Genomic DNA, 21,468 nt, shown 5'->3' on the forward strand with positions numbered 1-21,468 from the left:
CGTGGCGCGAATAGCCTATATCGACCACTCGTTCCACCGAACCACCCGTTCCACCGAATTCCTGCCGGAAATACTGCGGCGCCACGGGCACGTGGTCGAGCAGTTCTGGGACGATGCCTGGCAGGGTGGCCCGCCCGTGGCGTGGCGCGAGGTCGCCTCGCACGACGTGGTGATCATGTTCCAGTCCTTTTGCCGGCCGGACGGGCCCTATTTCAGGCAGGCGCACCCGAACGTCATCTACATCCCGATGCTCGACCAGTTCGGGCTGTGGCAAGGGCCGATCTACAACCTGTCGGCGTTCTGGGAGCCGTTCCAGGGCTCGAAGGTGCTGAACTTCTCGAATGCGCTGCAATCGATGACGACCGCCTTCGGCATTGCCAGCCATTTCGTCCGTTACTACCAGCCTGCGACGACCTTGCCTGTACCGGTGCGGGCAGGCCTGCACGGCTTTTTCTGGCTGCGCCGGGAACTTCAATTGCCGTGGAAGACCATTCGCCAGCTCATCGAGGGCGTGCGCTTCGACAGCTTCCACATCCATCTCGCGACCGATCCCGGCACGCCCGCGCCACAGTTGCCCTCTCCGGAAGACATCGCGAGGCATCACATCACTACATCCACGTGGTTCGAGCACAAGTCGGATCTCCATGCCGTGATGGAGCGGGGGAATGTCTACTTCGCGCCGCGCGTGGAGGAGGGAATCGGACAGTCCTTTCTGGAGGCCATGGGGCGGGGCCAGTGCGTGGTGGCGCCCAACCAAGGGACCATGAACGAATACATCCTGCCCGGCGTCAACGGACTGCTCTTCGACATCCGGAATCCGAAGGCGCTCGATTTCTCCGAGGTGGCACGGTTGGGCGCACGGGCCAGGGAGAGCGCGGTCGCGGGCCGCGCTGCATGGGAACAGGCCGAGGAAGATCTGGTGCGCTTCATCCTCACGCCGAGTGAAGTGCTGTACGAGGGCCGTTACCAGCATGCGTTCGCCGCCCTTGCGCCGTCGGATCCACCGCCCGCCGAACAGGTCGCCGCGTCACTCGGGGCCCGGTTGCGCGCGTTCTCACAACGGCATGCGCTATTCCGATCCACACGGTCCATCTGGCATCCGATGATCCGGCTGGCCCGGCAGCTCCTCGGCCGTTGAGCATCACCATTCGCTGCTCTTGATTGCATTCACTGCGAGTTTCATGGAATCCACGATGGAAAAGAAAAAGGTATTCGTCGCCGGCCACAGGGGGCTTGTCGGCACGGCCACGCTGCAGGCCCTGAGCGGCCGCGCCGACTACGAGGTACTCACGCGTACGCATCGCGAACTGGATCTGGAGGACCGCGACGCCACTCGGGCGTTCTTCCTGGAGCACCGCCCTCATCATGTCGTGATGTCTGCGGCCAAGGTGGGCGGAATTCTCGCGAACTCGAATTTTCCGGTCGACTTCCTGCACAACAACCTGCGCATCCAGCTCAATGTTTTCGACGCGGCCCATGAGGCCGGCATCGAGCGGATGATCTTTCTCGGCTCCTCGTGCATCTATCCGCGCGATTGCGCGCAGCCGATCAAAGAGGACTACCTGCTGACCGGCCCTCTGGAAGCCACCAACCGCCCCTACGCGCTCGCAAAGATTGCGGGGGTGGAATCGTGCTGGGCCTTCAACCGCCAGTACGGCACGCGTTATCTTGCCGCCATGCCGACCAACATGTACGGGCCGGGCGACAACTACCACCCCGAGCATTCGCATGTGCTGCCCGCGCTGATTCGGCGCTTCCACGAAGCCAAGACCAAGGCCGACCCGGCCGTGGTGGTCTGGGGTTCCGGTACGCCGCGCAGAGAATTCATGTATTCGTCGGACGTGGGCGAGGCGATTCTGTTCCTCCTCGGGCTCCCGGAGGACAGATTCGCCGAACTCACCCGGCCCGACGTAACCCCGCTGATCAACATCGGGGTGGGAGAGGACGTGACCATCCGCGAAGTGGCCGAACTCGTGAAGGCGACGGTCGGTTACGCGGGCGAGCTCAAGCTCGACGCCAGCAAGCCCGATGGAACGCCGCGCAAGCTGCTGGACGTAGGGCGGCTGGGCTCGCTCGGATGGAAAGCCCGCACACCGCTTGCGGTGGGCCTCAAGAACGCGTATCAGGACTTTCTCCAACGCCATGGCTGAGCAATTGTTGAAGCGCTATGCCAGGCGTGTCGCCAAGGGTGCCTGGTGGCTCGCCACGCCCTGGCGCATGGGTGAGCGCCTGGAGTTCTTGCGCGAGCGCGCCGCAGCGCAGGCGCGCGCGACCGCATTCGAGATCCTGGCCAAGGTCGAGCGGGAGCGGCTCGCACTGCGTGAGCAGGGAATGCCCGTGCCGGTGCTTCCGCCTCTCGACCTGTTTGACGACGCAGCGGTGCGCCAGGCCGCCGAGTTGCCGCCTGACAGCATCTTCTGGCCCCCTGTCGCGCCTGGCGACGTGACCGACCGTTGGTCGGCTGCGCGCTTCCTCATCGATCTATGGCGCAAGCGCGCCGATGTTCGGGCGCGATTCCCGCAGGCGCTGGAGACTGGGCGAGCCGGCCCATTCGGCCAGTGGTTGCAGCAAGAAGGCGCTGCGCAGCTGCGTCTGGGCGATGCGCCCCTGCAATGGGTGCTCGATGCCTTGGACGCAGGCCTGGCCGATGCCGCGCGTCAGACCTTCCTCGCGAATCCCTTGCTGGGTCCCGTGTTGCCGCACGGCTTGACGCCGGCCGGCATGCCGCACCTTTTCCGATGGCTCATGCATCACGGGTCGGGCGAAGCCGGCCTGCGCCAGGAAGAGCTCTGGTGGCTCTTTCTCCAGGCGGCACAGGATCCTGTGCGTGAGCTCATGCTGGCCTATGCCTTCACACCGGCGTGGCAGGAACTGCATCCCGACGGGTTGACCGCCTTCGGCCGGGAGGCCTTCTGCGCCTGGTTCGCTGCGGAATACGGCGCCTCGGGTCCGTGGGTCGATGTGTCGACCTGGCCCGACTGGGAGAAGCCATCCATTCAGATCCGAAACGCCTACGCGGCGCGAAGTGGGTGGCGCAAGGCACATCCCGACGCCTTGGCCGACGAAGTGCATGCGCGCGCATTGCTGGACTGGCTGTCGTCGCCGGCGGCCGATGTGTCCGACGCGGCTCGCGCCTGGTGCAGGCGACTCGATGTCTCGTCGGTCGCGCGCGAGCTCGTCCAGCCGGGCGTCAACATGCTCGGCCACTTCTGCTATGCCTCCGGCCTGCGGGTCTCCGCCGAATCCATGGTGGAGGCCATGAGGCGCGTCGGCGTCTCCGCCTCGCTGCGCGATGTGTGGACCGACGCGAAGGACGATCCTCATCACGTCGACTTTCACGGCATGGAGACGTACGACGTCACCGTCATCCATACCCAGCCCGAGCCGTTCTTCGACGAGGCCTACCGGCGCGCCCACCTGTTCGAGCGCAACCCCCGCACCTATCGCGTCGGCTACTGGTACTGGGAGTTCGACTCGATCCCCGATTCATGGATCGGGCATGCGGAGAAGGTCGACGAAGTGTGGGCCGCGACCGAGTTCGTCGCCCGCGGATTCCGGGACCGCCTTTCCATCCCCGTGCGCACGCTGTTTCCCGGCGTCAAGCTGGCGCCGTACACGGCACGCACCAAGAGCTACTTCGGGCTGGAGGAGAGCCCCTTCACCTTCCTCTTCACGTATCACATGATGAGCGTGATGGAGCGAAAGAATCCCAAGGGCCTGATTCGGGCGTTCAAGCAGGCTTTCCGGCCGGACGAACCCGTGCGCCTGGTCCTCAAGAGTTCCTTCGGCGACAGGCACCCGGCGCAGATGCAGGAGCTGCGCGACGCCGCTGCGGGCGCCAACATCACCATCATCGACAAGATCCTGAACCCCGACGAAGTCCTGTCCCTCATGGACGCCTGCGACGCCTACGTCTCCCTGCATCGCAGCGAAGGCCTGGGCCTCACCATGGCCGAAGCCATGCTCATGGGCAAGCCCGTGATCGCCACCAACTTTTCCGGCAACGTGGACTTCATGGACGACAGCAACAGCCTGCTCGTCCCCTACAAGCTCGTGAAGCTGGGCAAGCCCATCCCGCCCTACGACGCCGACCTGGAATGGGCCGAGCCCTCGGAGCAGCATGCCGCCGAGCTCATGCGCCGCGTCTACGACAACCAGGCCTGGGCGAAAGGGGTGGGGGCGCGCGGCAAGGCCAGCGCCGAGGCCAACCTGTCGCTCGAGGCGGCGGGCCGCCGGATCGCCGCCCGCCTGGAAGAGATCAAGTCGCTGCGACGGCGCTCGGCAGGCTGACAGGCTCGCTGGCCGCCTGCTCGACGATCCGCCCGTGCTCCAGGTGGATCACCCGGTTGCACTCCTTCGCGATCAAGGCGGGCGAGTGCGAGGCCAGCACCAGGATGCCGGACTTGGCCACCACGTCCTTCATCCGCTGCTCGGCCTTCTCGGTGAACTCGGCGTCGCCCACCGAGAGCCACTCGTCCATCAGCAGGATGTCGGCCTGCACGCTGGTCGAGATCGAGAAGGCCAGCCGCATCAGCATGCCGGTGGAGTAGGTGCGCACCGGCATGTTGACGTATTCGCCCAGGCCGCTGAACTCGCAGATTTCGGGCGTCAGCGCGTCGATCTGCTTCTTGCTCAAGCCCATCACCAGCCCGCGCAGCATGATGTTTTCGATGCCGGTGGCGTCGTGCTCGATGCCCAGCGCCGGGTCGATCAGGCTGGACACGCTGCCCTCGCGCACGAACTCCCCCGAGGAGGGCTCGTAGACGCCCGCCAGCGCGCGCAGCAGCGTCGACTTGCCTGCGCCGTTGTGGCCGACCAGGCCCAGCCTGTCGCCGCTCTTGAGCTCCAGGTTGATGTTGCTCAGCGCCTGCACCACGTTGACGCCGGTCTCCTTGCCGAAGCGGCCCCCGGTGACGGAGGCGGCCAGCGTCTTCTTCAACGAGGCGGCGCCGGCGCCGTAGATGGGGAAGTTGACCGAGACGTTCTTGAGGGAGATGAAAGCCATGTTCTTTTTACAGCCAGTAGACGACGCGGCGGCGGTATCTCGCGAACAGCAGGCCCGAGACGGCCACGCTCAGCGTCGTCCACACCAGGATGCCCCACCAGTTGTGGGCATCGGCCACGCCGCCCATGAGGGGCGCGCGCACCAGTTCGAGCATCTGTGCGAAGGGGTTGTAGAGGATGTACTGCGCGCGTCCCGGCAGGCTCTCCGGCAGCCAGAAGACGGGCGTCAGGAACATCAGCATCTGCATCACGCTGGTGACGATCTGGGTGACGTCGCGGAAACGCGTGCACACCAGCCCGAGCGCCAGGCCGAGCGCCTGGGCGTTGACCATCAGCAACAGGAAGGCCGGCACGAAGAGCCAGGCCGGCCAGGACAGCGAAATGCCGGCCCACAGCGCCACCGGCACGTAGAGCACGATCTGGTGTGCGAACTGGATGAGGTTGCGCGCCATGCTCCGCCAGACGAACAGGCTGATCGGGAAATAGCCCTGTTTCAGATAGTTGCTGGAGCCGATGAACGCATTGCACGAGTCCGTCACCATGCTGGAGAAGAAGGTCCAGAAGATGATGCCCAGTGCCAGGTGCGGGAAGAACTTCGACAGCTCGGTGCCGAACAGCGAGCTGTACAGCGGTCCCATGCCGCCGATCATCGCGCCCATGCTGAGGGTCAGCCACAGCGGACCGAGCATCGAGCGGCGGTAGCGCAGCACGATGTCGAACCAGGCCAGCGTCCACCAGATGTCGGTGCGGCGGGTGCCCTCCCACCAATCGGACCAAGCGCTGCGATGAAGGTTGGAGTGAGCCTGACTCATACACTCATACGCGTCCGTAGGTGTCCACCAGGCGAACGATGTCGTCCTCGCCCAGGTAGCCACCGCACTGGACTTCGATGAGAACCAGTTCATCCTGTCCGATGTTGGTCAAGCGATGCTTCTCCTTGAGCGGGATGTAGCGGTATTCGCCGGGCAGCGTCCGGTGCTCCACGTCGCCGATCTGGACCATGGCCGTGCCCTGCACCACCACCCAGTGCTCCGCGCGCTGGTGGTGGTACTGCAAGGACAGCGCCTCGCCCGGCTTCACGGTGATGCGCTTGACCTTGTAGCCGTCCTCTTCCTTGAGCGAGGCATAGGTGCCCCAGGGGCGGTGGACGGTGGCGGGCAGCGTCACCGTCTCGTGCTTGCGCGCCTTGAGGATGTCGACCACCTGCTTGACCTGTTGCGCGCTGTCCTTGTGCGCCACCAGCAGCGCGTCGGGCGTGTCGACGATCACCAGGTCGCGCAGGCCCAGCGCCGCGACGATCTTGGGGCCATGGCTCTCGATCTGGATGTGCGTGCCCGTGGTGTCCACGGCCACGACGTGATCGTCGGGGAAGGTGTTGCCGCTGGGATCGGAAGGCTGCGCCTTGGCAACGGACGGCCAGGAGCCGACGTCGCTCCAGGCGAACCTCGCAGGCACGACACGCACGTTGTCGGCGTGCTCCATCACCGCGTAGTCGATGCTGATGTCCGGCTGCAGGCCGAAGGTATGGAGGTCGAAGCTGATTGCGTCGCCCTTGGTCTGTGCCGTGTCCAGCGCATGGCGCGCGGCGTTCATCACGTCGGGCGCGTGCCGCTCCAGCGCGGAAACGATGGCGGAGGCGGTGAAGCAGAACATGCCGCTGTTCCAGTAGTAGCGGCCCGTCGCCAGGTATTCCTGCGCCGTGGCCAGGTCCGGCTTCTCGACGAAGCGCTTGGCGAGCTGGCTCTCGCGCGACACGCGCTCGACCTCCACGTAGCCGAAGCCGGTGTCCGGCGCGGTCGGCACGATGCCGAACAGCACCAGCGAGCCTTCCTGCGCGAGCCGGAAGGCCTCGCTCGCGCTGGCGACGAAGGCCTCCACGTCGGGCACCAGGTGATCGGCCGAGAGCACCAGCATCACCGTGTCGCCGCTGAACTGGCGCTCGCACTGCAGGGCGGCCAGGGCGATGGCAGGCGCCGTGTTGCGGCCCTTGGGCTCGAGCAGGTAGGTGGCCGAGGGCGGATCGCTCATCTGGCGTAGCACGTCCTTGGTCAGGAACTGGTGGTCTTTGTTGGTGACGACCATCAGGTCGCCGGTGCCGCAGGCCTGTCCGCGCTCGATCGCCTGTTGCAGCAGGGTGGAGCCGCCCAGCGTCATGAAGGGCTTGGGCAGGGCCTGACGGGAGACGGGCCAGAGTCTGGAGCCGGAACCTCCCGAGAGCACCACAGAAAGCAATCGCATTTTTGTCCTTCTCTTTGAGAGGGCGCGATTTTACCGGCCCGAGCCGGACGGCCACCCGGCGCGACGGGCGGTGCACGAAGGCGGCATCACGTTGCGAAGATAATCACGCGCTTGCCCGCGACGCCGAGTCGCCGGCCGATCCGCCCCGCCCAGACCGCGCCCGCATGCCCCCCCAAGAAGAACAGTCCCACCTCGCCCACCCCAAGTACCGGCCGGACATCGATGGCCTGCGCGCGATCGCGGTGCTCTCGGTCGTCGGCTTTCACGCCTTTCCGCACTGGGTCAAGGGCGGGTTCATCGGCGTCGACATCTTTTTTGTCATTTCTGGTTACCTGATTTCCACGATCATCTTCGGCAGTCTGGCCGGAGCGGGCTTCAGCTACCGCGAGTTCTACGCGCGGCGCATCCGGCGCATCTTCCCGGCGCTGCTGGTCGTGGTGGCGGCGACCCTCGCTTTCGGCTGGTATGCGCTGCTCGCGGACGAGTTCCGCCAGCTCGGCAAGCACCTGCTGGCGAGTGCCGGTTTCGTGGTCAACCTGGCGCTGTGGAACGAGGCCGGCTACTTCGACACCGTTGCCGAAAGCAAGCCGCTGCTGCACCTGTGGTCGCTGGCGGTCGAAGAGCAGTTCTACATCTTCTGGCCCGTTTTTCTCGGCCTGGCCTGGCGCTTCCGGGGCGGGCAGGGGCGCCATCTCGCCATCTGGATGTGGGTGGCGACGGGGCTGTCCTTCCTGCTCAACGTGTACGCGGTCCATCGCCATCCCACTGCCACCTTCTATTCGCCGCTGCCGCGCATGTGGGAACTGGGGGCCGGCGCCTTGCTGGCATGGAACGCGCTGCGACGCGAGCCGCATCGCAACTGGTACAGGCGCGAACTGCGCAGCGTGGGGGGGCTCCTGCTGATCGTTGTCGGGGTGCTGCTCATCCAGCGCACCAAGTCCTTTCCTGGATGGTGGGCGCTCCTGCCCGTGCTCGGCGCCTGCCTGTGCATCTCGGCCGGCCCCGGTGCGTGGATCAATCGGCGGCTGCTCGGATCGCGCATCGCCGTCTGGTTCGGGCTGATCAGCTATCCGCTCTACCTCTGGCACTGGCCCTTGCTGGCGTATGCGCGGGTGCTGGAGAACGGCAGCGATCCGCCGCGCACCGTGCGCATTGCGGCGGTCCTTGCGGCGATCGTGCTGGCCTGGCTCACCTATCGCTACGTCGAGCAGCGGCTTCGCAGGCACCAGGGGCCGTTCGTCGTGCGCGGCCTCGCGACGAGCATGGTCCTCGTGGCCTTCGTCGGTACGCTGGCCCTTGCGCGCGTGCTGCCCTCGCGCAACGACGATCCCGGCCTGCAGGACGTCATGGCGGCAAGCGCCGACTGGGCCTATCCGGACGGCATGCGCACCGTCAAGGTCGAGGGCGAGACCATCTACCGTGTCGGCGAGGGCCGGCCCCACGTGCTGCTGATGGGCGACAGCCATGTCGAGCAGTTCGGTGCGCGCGCGGTCGAACTCGAAGAAAAGCGGCCCGATTCGGTGGGCACGATGTTCTTCGCCACGCGCGGCGCCTGCCCCCCGATCCCGCACGTGCTGGAAGATCGCGATCCGGTCTGCGGCGAGCGTTTCGACCGGACGCAGCGCTTCGCGCTCGGTTCGCAAGTCGACGTGGTCGTGATCGGCGGCTGCTGGACCTGCTATTTCGACATCGGCGACGCCCCGCCCAGTCCGGCCGCGCCTCCGCCCGACAACTATTACTACCTGGATGTCAGGGGGCGCCATCCGCTGCGCGGCGGCGACGGCATTCCGCGCTCCATGGAGTCGCTGGAGCTGTTCATCCGGTTGCTGCGCGCGGCCGGCAAGGAGGTCTATCTGCAACTGACCATTCCCGTCGGCCCCGACTTCGAGCCGCGCACCCGCGTCGCGGGCAACCGGCTCGGCGTGATGCATGCAACGCCGGTCGGTCCCAGGGCGCCGCTGTCGCCGAGCCAGCAACAACTCCGCGAGCGGCTGCGACAGGTGGCGGAGCGGGGCGGCGCGAAGGTCATCGACCCCGTGGCGGCCCTGTGCACGCCGCAGGGCCAGTGCCTGCGGACCACGCCGGACGGCGCCCCGATCTACAAGGACGCGACGCACCTTCGGGCGGCGTATGTCCGTCATTCGGCCACCTTCCTCGATCCGGCCCTCGAGGCGCGCAAGTAAGCGACTTTGCCCAGCATTCCATGAAGCACATCGCCCGATTTCTCCGGCTCGCCCAACTGGCCGTGCGGCACGGCCCGCGACTGATGACGCGGGTTCCGCAGGCCTGGCGCGTCTTCCGCAGGGCCGGATGGCGCGGCGTCGTGTGGGAAATGCGCCGGCGGACGTGGCCGCGCAGCGACTACGCGAATTGGGTGCGCCTGCATGACACCCTGTCGTCCGAAGCCCGGGCAAGAATCGCCGAACGCGTGAGCGCCATGCGGGAGGCGCCGCTGATCTCGGTGCTCATGCCCTGCTACAACCCCGACCCCGCCTGGCTGCGCGCCGCGATCGAGTCGGTACGCGACCAGCTCTATCCGAACTGGGAGCTGTGCATCGCCGACGACGCATCGCCTTCGCTCGAAGTTCGCGAGCTCCTGCGTGAATACAGCGCGCGCGATGCGCGAATCAAGGTCGTCCTGCGCCCCGAGAATGGCCACATCTCGGCCGCCTCGAACAGCGCGCTGGAGCTGGCAACGGGGCCCTGGATCGCGCTCATGGACCACGACGACCTGCTCCCCGCGCACGCACTGTTCTGCGTCGCCCAGTGCATCGTTGCGCATCCGGACGTGCAGCTCATCTATTCGGACGAGGACAAGATCGACGAGTCGGGTCGACGATTCGACCCCTACTTCAAGCCGGACTGGAACATCGACCTGTTCCGTTCGCAGAACACCTTCAGCCACCTGGGCGTCCTGGCCACCGAGCTGGTGCGCGCGGTCGGCGGCTTTCGCGTCGGCCTCGAGGGATCGCAGGACTGGGACCTGGTGCTGCGCTGCGTCGAGCGCGTGCGTGCCGACCAGATTCGGCATGTGCCGCGGGTGCTCTACCACTGGCGCGTGCACGGCGCCAGCACTGCGCGCTCGATGAAGGCCAAGCCCTACGCGGCCGTCGCCGGCGAGCGGGCGCTGAACGAGCACTTCGCGCGCCTGGGCGTCGAAGCGAAGGCCGAGTACATCGGCATCGGCTACCGCGCACGCTACGCCTTGCCGCATCCGCCGCCGCTGGTGTCGCTGATCATTCCGACGCGCAATGCGCTGAAGCTGGTGCGCCAGTGCATCGAATCGATCGTCGCGAAGACCACCTATTCGCCCTACGAAATCATCCTCGTCGACAACGGCTCGGACGATCCCGCGGCCCTCGACTACTTCCGGGCCCTTTCGCAGAGGCCGAACATCCGGGTGCTGCGCGACGAGCGCGATTTCAACTATTCGGCGCTCAACAACGCGGCGGTCGCAGTGGCTCGGGGCGAGGTCATCGCGCTGGTCAACAACGACATCCAGGTGATCTCGCCCGAATGGCTGTCCGAAATGGTGAGCCTGGCCCTTCAGCCCGGCGTCGGCGCGGTCGGCGCGCGGCTGTGGTATCCCGACATGACCTTGCAGCATGGCGGCGTGGTGCTCGCCCGCGACAACCTGGCCTTGCATGCGCACAAGGGCCTGCCGGCCGGGCTGAACGGCTATGCCGGACGCGCCGCGCTGATCCAGACCTTCTCTGCCGTGACGGCGGCCTGCCTGGTGATCCGCAAGGCGAGCTATCTGCAGGTGGGCGGGCTCGACGAGGTCCATCTGCAAGTGGCCTTCAACGACGTCGACTTCTGCCTGCGCCTGCGGCAAGCCGGCTTTCGCAACGTGTGGACGCCCTATGCGGAGCTCGTACACCACGAGTCCGCGACGCGGGGCGAGGATGTCGCCCCGCACAAGCGCGAGCGCTTCGAGCGGGAAATCGCCTATATGCAGGGGCGCTGGGCCGACGTGATTCGGAACGACCCGGCCTACAGCCCGAACCTGACCGTCGACAGCGACGACTTCGGCTACGCCTGGCCGCCGCGCGTCGAAGCGCTCGGGTGATGGCCGCAGTCTCCGTCGCGCTGTGCACGCGCAACGGCGCGCGCTACCTGCCGGCGCAGGTGCAGAGCATCTGCACGCAGGACCTGCTGCCGCGCGAAATCGTGCTGTCCGACGACGGCTCCAGCGACGACAGCGTGGCCGTGGTGCGCCAGGCCATGGCGGCCTGCGGCGCCGCCTCGAGCGTTGCGCTCACCGTCTTCGAGAACAAGCCGGCCCTCGGCGTCACCCGCAACTTCGAGCAGGCGATACGCGCCTGCCGGCACGAGCTGATCGCCCTCAGCGACCAGGACGACGTCTGGCATCCGCGCCGCCTCGCACGCATGGCGGCGCGCTTCGAGGCCCAGCCGGAGCTGCTGCTGCTGCACACCGATGCCCGGCTGGTCGACGGCGAGCTCCGCCCCCTGGGCGACACGCTGTTCCACGCGCTGGAAGTGCAGCCCGGAGAGCTCGAAGCCATCGCCCAGGGACGCGCCTTCGACGTGTTCCTGCGGCGCAACCTCGTGACCGGGGCGACCACCCTGTTCCGCCGCAGCCTGCTCGCGTCCGCGCTGCCTTTTTCCGACGAATGGGTGCACGACGAATGGCTGGCCGCGCTGGCCGCGGCCACCGGCCGCGTGGACGTGCTGCCCGAAGCCCTGATCGACTACCGCCAGCACGGCAGCAACCAGATCGGCGCCAAGCGGCCCACCTTGGCCGACAAGCTCGCCAAGGCCATGGAGGCGCGCGGTGGCAAGCACATGCAGCGCTGGCGCCGTGCGCAGGCGCTGCTCGATCGCCTGCTGGCGCTGCGGGGGCTGGTCCCCGAACCCATCGTGAACGCCCAGCGTGGCAAGGTGGCGCACCAGCGCTTCCGGGCCGAACTGCCGGCCTCGCGCCTGGCGCGGCTGCTGCCGGTGCTGCGCGAGGCCGCGAGCGGGCGCTACGAGCGCTTCGGCCGCGGCAAGCAGGCCATCGCGCAGGATCTGCTCGAGCGCGGCTGACTAGCGCTGGCCGGCGCGCGACGCCGCATCCAGGCGGCGAAAGCGCCAGAACGCCGCCGAGCTCCACACCTTCAGCAGGCTCGTCAGGTGCCAGTACAGGTGCCGCTTGCTGCTGTGGCTCGCGCGCTGCGCATCGTGCCGGGCCTGCAGATGCTCCGCGATCGACAGCTTCCAGCCCGCCAGCCGAAGGCGCGCGCAGATGTCGAAGTCCTCGCCGTACATGAAGAAGCGCTCGTCGAAGCCGCCGATCTGCCGGTACGCTTCGCTGCGGAACAGCATGAACAGGCCCGGAATCCAGGCCGGCTCCGCCGGTATCGCATAGCCCGGGCGCCGCCGCGTGAGGATCTCGCGCGGCGTGATGATCGCGCGGTGCTGCTCCGGTGTGTTCTTGCCGGGCTCCAGGATGCGGGGCGCCAGCAGGCCGGCGTCCGCTGCTGCGAATTCGACCAGCGGCGCCAGCACGTCGGCGTCGAAGCGGATGTCCGGGTTGAGCACCAGGAACCAGGGCGTTTCGCAGCGCGCGAAGGCCTGGTTGTGGTTGGCGCCGAAGCCCATGGGGCTGCCGTTCTCGATGCGCTCGATCGGAAAGCCCCAGCGCCCGCCCGCCAGCGCATCGGGCTCCGGGATGTTCACCGTGAGCAGCACCTTGGCCGTCGCGCCGCGGCTGAAGCGGTCGAGCTGGTCCAGCAGCGGGCGGATGAGTTCGAGCTGACCATGGCTCACGACAGAGACCGTGACGGCGGGCGGGGAGGGCGGGAAGGGCGGGGGTGAGGGCATGGTCTAATTTCGCCCGGGGATTCTAGGAGCAGGCTCCTGGGGCCCGCCTCACGACCATGCTTACCCTGATCGTCATCAGCTTCCTCCTCTCCGCCATCGCCGTGCAGCTGTTCATGCGGCGCGCACGCCGGCATGCGCGGCGCTATGGCACCGACATGCCCCAGCGCTTCCACAAGGGCCATGTGCCCCGGCTCGGCGGTGCCGGCATGCTGCTCGGCACCGGCGTGGCCTGGCTGGTGGCGGGGCTGCCTTCCGATCCCTTCAACGTCAACTGGCCGATCAAGGCTTCCGGCATCGCCCTGCTGTGCATCGCGCCGGCCGTGCTCGCCGGCATCGTCGAAGACCTGACCCAGCGTGTCTCGGTGCGCTACCGGCTCGGCATCACCATCGGCTCGGCGCTGCTCCTGTGCTGGCTGCTCAAGCTCGGCGTGGCGCGCACCGGCATTCCCTTCGTCGACGGCTGGCTGCAGGCCTGGCCTTACGCCGCGATGCTGTTCGCGGTCGTCGCCATCGGCGGCCTGCCGCACGCCTTCAACATCATCGACGGCTACAACGGCCTGGCCGGCACGGTGGCCATCCTGGTCTGCCTGGCGATCTCGCACGTGGCGCTGCAAGTGGGCGACCGGCAGCTCGCCGCCATGGTGATCTGCCTGGTCGGCGCGACGGCGGGCTTCCTCATCTGGAACTACCCGCGCGGCAAGATCTTTGCCGGCGACGGCGGGGCCTATGTCTGGGGCATGGTGATCGCCCTGGCCGCGGTCACCCTGGTGCAGCGGCACCGCGTGGTCTCGCCGTGGTTTCCGATGCTGCTCTTGATCTACCCGGTCTGGGAGACGGTGTTCTCGGTCTACCGCCGCTTCGTGCGCGGCCAGTCGCCGGGCGACCCGGACGCGCTGCATTTCCACCAGCTGATCTTCCGCCGCATCGTGCGCGTCGCCTTCGCCGACGACGAGGCCCGTCAGCTGCTGGCGCGCAACAACCGCACCTCGCCCTACCTGTGGATCTTCGCGGCCCTCACCGTGGTGCCGGCCGTGCTGTTCTGGAACAACACGCCGGTGCTGATGGCCTTCAGCGCGCTGTTCATCGCCACCTACGTCCTGGCGTACTTCATGATCGTGCGCTTCAAGGTGCCGCGCTGGCTGCGCCCCTGAACCAATAAGCTCTCCCCCAGGTTGGCTCACTTCGTGTAGCCGCCCACCCCCTCACCGGGGGCAACACCAGCGGCCCGGCCCTTCGCCGGGCTCAGGACAGGCGAAAGCCGGTTCCGCGGTGTTTCCCGAATTTGGCTGCAAAATCCCGTCGTCTTCAGCGTGAGCACCATGACCGATCCTGTCCTCAATATTCCCCCCCGCGACAAGGCCGAGATCCTGGCCCAGGCGCTGCCCTACATCCGCAAGTTCCACGGCAAGACCATCGTCATCAAGTACGGCGGCAACGCCATGACCGACCCGGCCCTGCAGGCCGACTTCGCGGAAGACGTGGTGCTGCTCAAGCTGGTGGGCATGAACCCCGTGGTGGTCCACGGCGGCGGCCCGCAGATCGAGGCGGCGCTCAACCGGCTCGGCAAGAAGGGCCACTTCATCCAGGGCATGCGCGTGACCGACGCCGAGACCATGGAAGTCGTCGAGTGGGTGCTGGCCGGCGAGGTGCAACAAGACATCGTGGGCCTGATCAACCAGGCCGGCGGCAAGGCAGTCGGCCTGACCGGCCGCGACGGCGGCCTGATCCGTGCGCAGAAGCTCAAGATGGCGGACCGCAACGATCCGAACGTGGAGCATGACGTCGGCCAGGTGGGCGACATCGTCGCCATCGATCCGGGCGTCGTGAAGGCGCTGCAGGACGACGCCTTCATCCCCGTCGTCAGCCCGATCGGCTTCGGCGAAGAGAACGAGAGCTACAACATCAACGCCGACGTGGTGGCCGGCAAGCTGGCCACCGTGCTCAAGGCCGAGAAGCTGATGCTCCTGACCAACACGCCGGGCGTGCTCGACAAGGACGGCAAGCTGCTCACCAACCTCAGCGCCCGCGAGATCGACGACCTGTTCGCCGACGGCACCATCTCCGGCGGCATGCTGCCGAAGATCGAGGGCGCGCTGGATGCGGCCAAGAGCGGCGTCAACGCGGTGCACATCATCGACGGGCGGGTGCCGCATGCGATGCTGCTGGAGATCCTCACGGACCAGGCCTACGGCACGATGATCCGGGCCCGATAGGGGCGGGCCGGATCGAGGACACGGCGCCTACAGTTCCTCGGGCACCGCCGCCAGCTTCAGTCGCAAGGATGAGTCAGGCGGCTGCGATGCGACGATGCGTGCCAGCTCGCGCTTCATGGGCTCGGGCATCGCTGCGGCCTTCACCGTCGTATTCGTGGCGACGCAGATCGAATTCGGAAAGGTGATCGGTGGCAGGTCCGAGCGACCGCCGTTCATGGCGAGATCTCTTCTGTAGGCGCGGTAAGCCTTGTCCGCTTCCGGAACCGCCTTGTCCAGGTCGATGAACGAGTACACCAGCTGGTCGGAATCCCTCGGCTCGCCGGCCCGGTCCATCTCCATCTGGACGACTGAGAGGTCGCCCTCCGTCATTCGTTCGAGATGGCCGTCGTGGTACTTGTCTGCGTAGGCACGTACCCGCTCCATGACGGGGTTGTTCTGCAAGTCGTTTCCATCGAGAACCAGGGCCCAGTTCCTCCCATCGACCAGGAAGGTGCCGATCACCAGGACCGCATGGTGCCCGGCGTACTGTGCGCCTCCCTGATCGCTCGCCAGCATCCGTGCGAGCGCCAGAACGCAGGGGCCATGTTGCTCCACCAGGTGGACGATGTCCTCGACCGTCGGGTCGTGACGGTACTCCCGATCCAGCTCTGGAGTCCTGATCGAGCCGAGCATCTGCTCCAGCCGATGAAGCAGACCTCCGCTGGTATCGCTGCTGCCGGCAATCTCGATTTGGTGTCTGCGATGTAGAGCGTGCAGGATGTGCGCCTGCATGACTTCTGAATTGCTCACGCACTCTCCCGGGCTCTGGAACTGGTAGTTGTGCACGAGCGTCTCTGCCCAGGGGCTGCGCCGGAGGACGTTGAGCACGGGCCTGTTCACAAACTGGCGAGTCTGTTGCCCTGGCCGTGCTTGCAAGGCTGCCGAGCCGGGCGTGCGGCTTCGAAATGGGTGTGTCTGAAACTGGGCCGCCGATCTGCTCGCCATGTACATCTCTTTGTGTCTCCGGGTGGTACGTGTCTGTGTGGCGGCGGCGCGGATTTGGTTCCATGACGTACAGAGCCCATGATCTTGGCTGGACGAGGCTCGATGTTCTGGCACTTTGCTGGGTCCGCGCAGCAAAGAGAACGATCCGCATCCCCTGCGCCATGGCGCGCATGAACACCGTCGACCCGCGTGCCTTCGTCCGCGTCAGGCGCTGGCTTGCGGCGCGCAAGGAGCGCGATCCGCTCAAGCGAAGAAAAGACCGCTTGCAGGCCGACGTCGTCGACTCGCTGATCGAGAACTACCTGCCGCAGCTCGGTGCTCAGGTATAGCCCTTCGGATTCCCCTCCTGCCAGCGCCAGCTGTCCTCGCACATCTGATCCAGCCCGCGCCGCGCGCGCCAGCCCAGCAGCGACTCGGCCAGCGTTGGGTCGCCCCAGTAGGCCGGCACATCGCCCGGCCGCCGCGGTCCGATCTCGTAGGCAATCGTCTTGCCGCTTGCGCGCTCGAAGGCCTTCACCACGTCGAGCACCGAGGCACCCTGGCCCGTGCCCAGGTTCAGCGTGACCAGGCCCGGCTGCTTCTCGGCATGGCGCAATGCCGCCACATGCCCCTCGGCCAGGTCCATCACGTGCACGTAGTCGCGCACGCCGGTACCGTCCGGCGTCGGGTAGTCGCCGCCATGCACCGAGAGCTTGTCGCGCAGCCCCACCGCCACCTGGCTCACGAAGGGCATCAGGTTGTTGGGCTTGCCCTGGGGGTGCTCGCCGATCAGCCCGCTTTCGTGCGCGCCCACGGGGTTGAAGTAGCGCAGGAGCGCGATGCGCCAGGCCGGGTGCGCACGGTGCAGGTCGCGCAGCGCGTCCTCCACCATCAGCTTCGACCGGCCATAGGGGTTGGCCGGCCGCAGCGCCGCGCTCTCGGGAATCGGCGAACTGTCCGGGTCGCCGTACACCGTGGCCGAGGACGAGAAGATCAGCGTGCGCACGCCCGCTGCCTGCATCGCCTCGGCCAGCACGAAGCTGCCGTGCACATTGTTCTGGTAGTAGGTGATCGGGTCCGCCACCGAGTCGCCCACCGCCTTGAGACCGGCGAAATGGATCACGCCCCCGATGGCCTCCCGGCGGAACACCCGGTCGAGCAGGGCCCGGTCGCGAACGTCGCCCTCCACGAAGCGCGGTGCCGTGCCGATGATCCGGGCCAGCCGGTCGAGCACGCGCACGTCGCTGTTGCCGAGGTTGTCGAGGATCAGCGGCACATAGCCCGCCGCTGCCAGCGCCACGCAGGTGTGGCTGCCGATGAAGCCGGCCCCGCCGGTCACCAGAATCGTTGGGCTCATCGTTCTTTCTCGCCGATCGTTAAAAAATCCCGTTGATTCTGCGCGACGTACAGTGCATGTCCGGTTGGCACGCGCTCACGTCGCTGTGCGAGAATCATTTTTTTACATTTTGCACGTGCCCATGCAGAACGATGACGAGACTAGCGCCTCCGGTGCTCCGCTGAGTTCCGTGAGTTCCGAGCCGGTGGCAGCAGCAGCGCCGACGCGCAAACGTCCCAGGCCGGGCGAGCGGCGCGTGCAGATTCTTCAGGCTTTGGCCGCCATGCTGGAGCAGCCCGGCGCCGAACGCGTCACGACCGCGGCCCTGGCGGCCCGGCTCGAGGTGAGCGAGGCCGCGCTGTACCGCCACTTCGCCAGCAAGGCGCAGATGTTCGAGGGCCTGATCGACTTCATCGAGCAGAGCGTCTTCACCCTCATCAACCAGATCACCGAGCGCTCCGCGCCGGGCCAGGAGCAGGCCGCGCGCATCATCGCCATGCTCGTCCAGTTCGCCGAGAAGAACCCCGGCATGACCCGCGTGATGGTCGGCGACGCGCTGGTCTACGAGAACGAGCGCCTGCAGAACCGCATGAACCAGTTCTTCGACAAGATCGAGGCCACCCTGCGCCAGGCCCTGCGCGGCGCGGCCGCGGCCGAGGGTTCGGCCACGCCCAGCGTCGATGCGCAGGTGCGGGCTTCCGCGCTCACGGCTTTCGTGGTGGGGCGCCTGCAGCGTTTCGCGCGCTCGGGCTTCCGGCGCCAGCCCTCGGAGCATCTCGAAGCCGCCGTGGCGCTGATGCTCTGAGGCGCCGCCGGGTCAGTTCGTCACGGTGAGCCGGTTGTCGACCGAATCGACGCCGCTCACGGTGCGCGCGATCTGCTCGGCGCGCGACTTCGCTTCGGCGCTCGGTGCCGAGCCGCTCAGCTTCACGGCACCGGACCTGGAGACCACCTCGATCTGCCGCGGGCCGAGCTCCGGATCGCGCGCGATCGCGGCCGACACCGAGGCGGTGATCGCCGTGTCGTTGGCAGACGAGCCCAGCCCGCTGCCGGCATTCTTCAGGGCCTGCTTGGCCGCGTCGATGTCCTCCTTCACGTCCGGCGACTTGAAGTAGTTCACCGTGTTGTCGCGGGCCTTCTCCGCCAGCTCGGCGGCCTTGCGCGCGGCGGCGACGGTGGCATCTTCCGTCTTCTCGACCGCAGTATCGACGCTCTTGCGGGTTTCGGCCTTCTCGCTCTCGCTGCAGGCCGACAGCGCCGCCACGATGGCGCCCGCCACCAGGCATGCGCAGTTCAAACGCAGAAGGCGAAGCAGCAGTTCTTGCTTCAGGATCATCGGCGCTCTCCTTGTTGCGGCCACCGGCCACCGCGAAACTGCTCCAGCAGCCCCGCCAGCCGCGCCACGCCGCCCGTGCCGCTCGCTGCGCGTCCGATGAAGGCGCCGGCGGCGGCGGCGACCAGTGCCCGGCCGATCAGCGAGCGGCTGCGCCCGGTCGCCATCAACAGCAGCACGCCGGTCGCCAGCACGATCAGGTGTTCGCCCGGCAGGTCGGGCCGGCGCGCGTCCGCTTCCTTGAGCTTCGCGAGCCACGATTTCAGTTCCATGAGGACTCCTCGTTGAGCGCCTCCTTCATAGGCGCGCCGCGCCGAACCCGGTGTAGGCGGGTTTCGAATACGCAACGAAGATCGCGCCGCCATCCACCCCGTTGAAGGGGCCGGGGGGCGCGCCGCCTCACTCCGTGTCGCGCACCTTGTGCTGCGACATCAGCTGCTGCTGCGTCCCCGGAGGCACCGCCTCGTAGTGCGACAGCTCGATGGTGTAGCGCCCCTGGCCGCTGGTCATCGCATTGAGCCGCGACTGGTAGCCCGAGAGCTCCGACATCGGCACCTGGCCGCGCACCAGCACCGTCCCCGCCGCCGCGTTGGCCGTGCCGGTGACCAGCCCGCGCCGCGACGACAGGTCGCCGGTGATGTCGCCGATCGCGCTGTCGGGCGCGGCGATGTCGATCTTCACCACCGGCTCCAGCACGATCGGCCGCGCCTCTTGAATGGCCGCGATGAAGGCCTTGCGCCCCGCGGTGGCGAAGGCGATGTCCTTGCTGTCCACGCTGTGGCTCTTGCCGTCGTAGACCGTCACCCGCACGTCGACCACCGGATAGCCGGCGATCGCGCCGTGCTCCAGCACCTCGCGCACGCCCTTTTCCACGGCCGGGATGAACTGGTACGGAATCGCCCCGCCCTTGACCTCGTCCTTGAACTCGAAGCCCATACCGCGCGCCAGCGGCTCCACCCGCAGGAAGACCTCGCCGAACTGGCCGGCGCCGCCGGTCTGCTTCTTGTGCCGATGGTGGCCCTCGGCCGGCGCCGTCACCGTCTCGCGGTAGGCGATGCGCGGCGGCCGCGTGTTGACCTCGAAGCGGTACACGTCGCGCAGCCGCTCCAGCAGCACGCGCAGGTGCAGCTCGCCCAGGCCGTAGACGATCGTCTCGTTGGTCGACGCCACATGCTCCACGCGCAGGCACGGGTCCTCGTCCACCAGCTTGCCCAGGATCTCCCACAGCCGCTGCTCGTCGCCGTGCCGCTGCGGCTCGATCGCCAACCCGTGCACGGGAATGGGGAAGTCCAGCGGGGCAAGGTGCACGTGGTCGTCTTCGGCGGCGTCGTGCAGCACGGCGTCGAAGTGGATGTCCTCCACCTTCGCCACCGCCACGATGTCGCCCGGCAGCGCGCGCGACACTTCGGTGTATTCCTTGCCCTGCAGCATGAACAGGTGGTTCACCTTGAAAGGCTTGCGGCCGTTGCCGATGAAGAGCTGGCTGTCGCGCGTGAGGGTGCCCTGGTGCACCCGGAAAATGCCCATCTTGCCCACGTACGGATCGACCGTGACCTTGAACACATGCGCCAGCACGTGCGCCGAGGGATCGGGCTTGGCTTCCATCGGCTTGGCGTCTTCGCCCTCGCCGACGAGGAAGGCCGGCGGATTGGCTTCGGTCGGATCGGGCAGCAGCTTGACGATCACGTCCAGCAGCTCGCCGAGCCCGGCCCCATTGCGCGCCGAGACGAAGCACACCGGGATCAGGTGCCCCTCGCGCAGTGCCTGCTCCAGCGGCGCATGCAGCTCGCCGGGGTCGACGTCGCCTTCCTCGAGGTAGCGGTCGACGAAGGCCGCATCCACCTCCACCACCTGCTCGACCAGCGCGCGATGCGCCGTCTCCACGTCGCCCATCTTGCAGCCGCCCTCGCGGTTGTAGAAGCAATCGAGCACCTTCGTGCCGCCGTCGTCGGGCAGGTTGACCGGCAGGCACTCGCGGCCGAAGGCGGCCTGGATCTGCGCCAGCAGCCCGGCCATGTCCACGCCCTGCGAGTCGATCTTGTTGACGATCACCATGCGCGCCAGATTGCGCGCGGCCGCATGTTCCATCATGCGCACCGCCATCTGCTCGATGCCCGTGGCCGCGTTGATCACCACTGCCGCCGTTTCCACGGCTTCCAGCGCCGGCAAGCTCTGGCCGAGGAAGTCGGCGCCGCCGGGCGTGTCGAGCAAGTGGATGCGCGTGCCTGCATGCGCGAAGTGCATCACCGAGGAGTTGAGCGAATGCTGCATTCGGCGCTCGAGCGGGTCGAAGTCGCTCACCGTGCTGCCGCGCTCCACGCTGCCCGGCGCGCCGATGGCGCCAGACTTGAGCAGCAGGGCCTCGGCCAGGGTGGTCTTGCCGGCGGCGGACGGGCCGACCAGCGCCAGGGTTCGCACCGCTTCCATTTCGGCCACGAGGCCGTTCGATCGGCTTGGCATGGGCAACTCCTTTGCGCCTCGCAGGGCGCCTTGGGCGGTTCAGGGTACGGGATTGCCCAGCGTGGCGCAAGGCCGAGAACCTGAGACGGGGCGGC

Annotated in this window: 19 protein-coding genes; 10 read left to right on the top strand and 9 right to left on the bottom strand. The window is 67.3% G+C overall.

Annotated elements, in window-relative coordinates; all coding sequences use genetic code 11:
* Position 1: 1 nt before the first annotated feature.
* Genes AC3A6Y_RS07460 through AC3A6Y_RS07470 form a run of 3 tightly spaced genes read left to right on the top strand, consistent with a single transcriptional unit; the run spans position 2 to position 4,290 of the window.
* Positions 2 to 1,138 (top strand): glycosyltransferase, encoded by a 1,137-nt coding sequence (locus AC3A6Y_RS07460; protein WP_487867553.1) that lies wholly within the window; start codon positions 2 to 4, stop codon positions 1,136 to 1,138.
* A gap of 55 nt (positions 1,139 to 1,193) precedes the next feature.
* Positions 1,194 to 2,150 carry a GDP-L-fucose synthase family protein gene (locus AC3A6Y_RS07465; RefSeq protein WP_487867554.1) on the top strand — a complete coding sequence of 319 codons (957 nt, stop codon included), beginning with the start codon at positions 1,194 to 1,196 and terminating at the stop codon, positions 2,148 to 2,150.
* Positions 2,143 to 4,290: a glycosyltransferase family 4 protein gene (locus AC3A6Y_RS07470; RefSeq protein ID WP_487867555.1), complete on the top strand. Its 2,148-nt coding sequence runs from the start codon at positions 2,143 to 2,145 to the stop codon at positions 4,288 to 4,290. Before AC3A6Y_RS07465 ends, AC3A6Y_RS07470 begins: the two co-directional genes overlap by 8 nt.
* Here the strand turns inward: AC3A6Y_RS07470 and AC3A6Y_RS07475 are convergent.
* The 3 genes from AC3A6Y_RS07475 to AC3A6Y_RS07485 are packed head-to-tail and all read right to left on the bottom strand — an operon-like array spanning position 4,259 to position 7,242.
* The gene (locus AC3A6Y_RS07475; RefSeq protein ID WP_487867556.1) at positions 4,259 to 5,005 is read right to left on the bottom strand and encodes an ABC transporter ATP-binding protein; all 747 of its coding nucleotides are present in this window, start codon (positions 5,003 to 5,005) and stop codon (positions 4,259 to 4,261) included. The genes AC3A6Y_RS07470 and AC3A6Y_RS07475 overlap by 32 nt on opposite strands.
* A gap of 7 nt (positions 5,006 to 5,012) precedes the next feature.
* The gene (locus tag AC3A6Y_RS07480) at positions 5,013 to 5,816 is read right to left on the bottom strand and encodes an ABC transporter permease (RefSeq protein WP_487867557.1); all 804 of its coding nucleotides are present in this window, start codon (positions 5,814 to 5,816) and stop codon (positions 5,013 to 5,015) included.
* Positions 5,817 to 5,820: 4 nt separating this feature from the next.
* Positions 5,821 to 7,242 (bottom strand): mannose-1-phosphate guanylyltransferase/mannose-6-phosphate isomerase, encoded by a 1,422-nt coding sequence (locus AC3A6Y_RS07485; RefSeq protein WP_487867558.1) that lies wholly within the window; start codon positions 7,240 to 7,242, stop codon positions 5,821 to 5,823.
* A 164-nt stretch (positions 7,243 to 7,406) separates the two neighbouring features.
* Here AC3A6Y_RS07485 and AC3A6Y_RS07490 point away from each other — a divergent pair, with 164 nt between their 5' ends.
* The 3 genes from AC3A6Y_RS07490 to AC3A6Y_RS07500 are packed head-to-tail and all read left to right on the top strand — an operon-like array spanning position 7,407 to position 12,291.
* Complete coding sequence (locus AC3A6Y_RS07490) at positions 7,407 to 9,425, top strand: acyltransferase family protein (RefSeq protein WP_487867559.1); 2,019 nt, start codon at positions 7,407 to 7,409, stop codon at positions 9,423 to 9,425.
* 20 nt (positions 9,426 to 9,445) lie between these two features.
* Positions 9,446 to 11,311, top strand: coding sequence for a glycosyltransferase family 2 protein (locus tag AC3A6Y_RS07495; protein ID WP_487867560.1), 1,866 nt, complete (start codon positions 9,446 to 9,448; stop codon positions 11,309 to 11,311).
* A complete protein-coding gene (locus tag AC3A6Y_RS07500) occupies positions 11,311 to 12,291 on the top strand; it encodes a glycosyltransferase (protein WP_487867561.1) in 981 nt (326 codons plus the stop codon). Before AC3A6Y_RS07495 ends, AC3A6Y_RS07500 begins: the two co-directional genes overlap by 1 nt.
* On the opposite strand, the gene AC3A6Y_RS07505 is transcribed toward AC3A6Y_RS07500, so the two are convergent.
* Positions 12,292 to 13,068: a glycosyltransferase family 2 protein gene (locus AC3A6Y_RS07505; protein WP_487867562.1), complete on the bottom strand. Its 777-nt coding sequence runs from the start codon at positions 13,066 to 13,068 to the stop codon at positions 12,292 to 12,294.
* A 56-nt stretch (positions 13,069 to 13,124) separates the two neighbouring features.
* Between AC3A6Y_RS07505 and AC3A6Y_RS07510 the strand changes: the two genes are divergently transcribed.
* Both AC3A6Y_RS07510 and argB read left to right on the top strand, forming a co-directional pair.
* Complete coding sequence (locus AC3A6Y_RS07510) at positions 13,125 to 14,219, top strand: glycosyltransferase family 4 protein (protein WP_487867563.1); 1,095 nt, start codon at positions 13,125 to 13,127, stop codon at positions 14,217 to 14,219.
* A gap of 168 nt (positions 14,220 to 14,387) precedes the next feature.
* A complete protein-coding gene (gene argB, locus AC3A6Y_RS07515; protein WP_487842733.1) occupies positions 14,388 to 15,281 on the top strand; it encodes an acetylglutamate kinase in 894 nt (297 codons plus the stop codon).
* Positions 15,282 to 15,308: 27 nt separating this feature from the next.
* Here the strand turns inward: argB and AC3A6Y_RS07520 are convergent, their stop codons facing one another.
* On the bottom strand, positions 15,309 to 16,148 hold the full coding sequence (locus tag AC3A6Y_RS07520; protein ID WP_487867564.1) for a hypothetical protein: 840 nt from the start codon (positions 16,146 to 16,148) through the stop codon (positions 15,309 to 15,311).
* A 287-nt stretch (positions 16,149 to 16,435) separates the two neighbouring features.
* On the opposite strand from AC3A6Y_RS07520, the gene AC3A6Y_RS07525 reads away from it, so the two are divergent.
* The gene (locus tag AC3A6Y_RS07525) at positions 16,436 to 16,594 is read left to right on the top strand and encodes a GSU2403 family nucleotidyltransferase fold protein (RefSeq protein WP_487867565.1); all 159 of its coding nucleotides are present in this window, start codon (positions 16,436 to 16,438) and stop codon (positions 16,592 to 16,594) included.
* On the opposite strand, the gene galE is transcribed toward AC3A6Y_RS07525, so the two are convergent.
* Complete coding sequence (gene galE, locus AC3A6Y_RS07530) at positions 16,585 to 17,601, bottom strand: UDP-glucose 4-epimerase GalE (protein ID WP_487867566.1); 1,017 nt, start codon at positions 17,599 to 17,601, stop codon at positions 16,585 to 16,587. The genes AC3A6Y_RS07525 and galE overlap by 10 nt on opposite strands.
* A gap of 121 nt (positions 17,602 to 17,722) precedes the next feature.
* On the opposite strand from galE, the gene slmA reads away from it, so the two are divergent.
* Positions 17,723 to 18,385, top strand: a complete 663-nt coding sequence (gene slmA / locus AC3A6Y_RS07535) for a nucleoid occlusion factor SlmA (protein WP_487867813.1) — start codon at positions 17,723 to 17,725, stop codon at positions 18,383 to 18,385.
* Between the two features lie 12 nt (positions 18,386 to 18,397).
* On the opposite strand, the gene AC3A6Y_RS07540 is transcribed toward slmA, so the two are convergent.
* From AC3A6Y_RS07540 to fusA, 3 genes are all read right to left on the bottom strand, one after another.
* Positions 18,398 to 18,916 carry a BON domain-containing protein gene (locus tag AC3A6Y_RS07540; protein ID WP_487867567.1) on the bottom strand — a complete coding sequence of 173 codons (519 nt, stop codon included), beginning with the start codon at positions 18,914 to 18,916 and terminating at the stop codon, positions 18,398 to 18,400.
* Positions 18,913 to 19,185, bottom strand: a complete 273-nt coding sequence (locus AC3A6Y_RS07545) for a hypothetical protein (protein WP_487867568.1) — start codon at positions 19,183 to 19,185, stop codon at positions 18,913 to 18,915. The genes AC3A6Y_RS07540 and AC3A6Y_RS07545 overlap by 4 nt, the downstream gene beginning before the upstream one ends.
* A 127-nt stretch (positions 19,186 to 19,312) precedes the next feature.
* On the bottom strand, positions 19,313 to 21,373 hold the full coding sequence (gene fusA / locus AC3A6Y_RS07550; RefSeq protein ID WP_487867569.1) for an elongation factor G: 2,061 nt from the start codon (positions 21,371 to 21,373) through the stop codon (positions 19,313 to 19,315).
* Positions 21,374 to 21,468 lie beyond the last annotated feature (95 nt).

It is taken from the genome of Variovorax sp. Soil_C_17 (assembly GCF_057657265.1).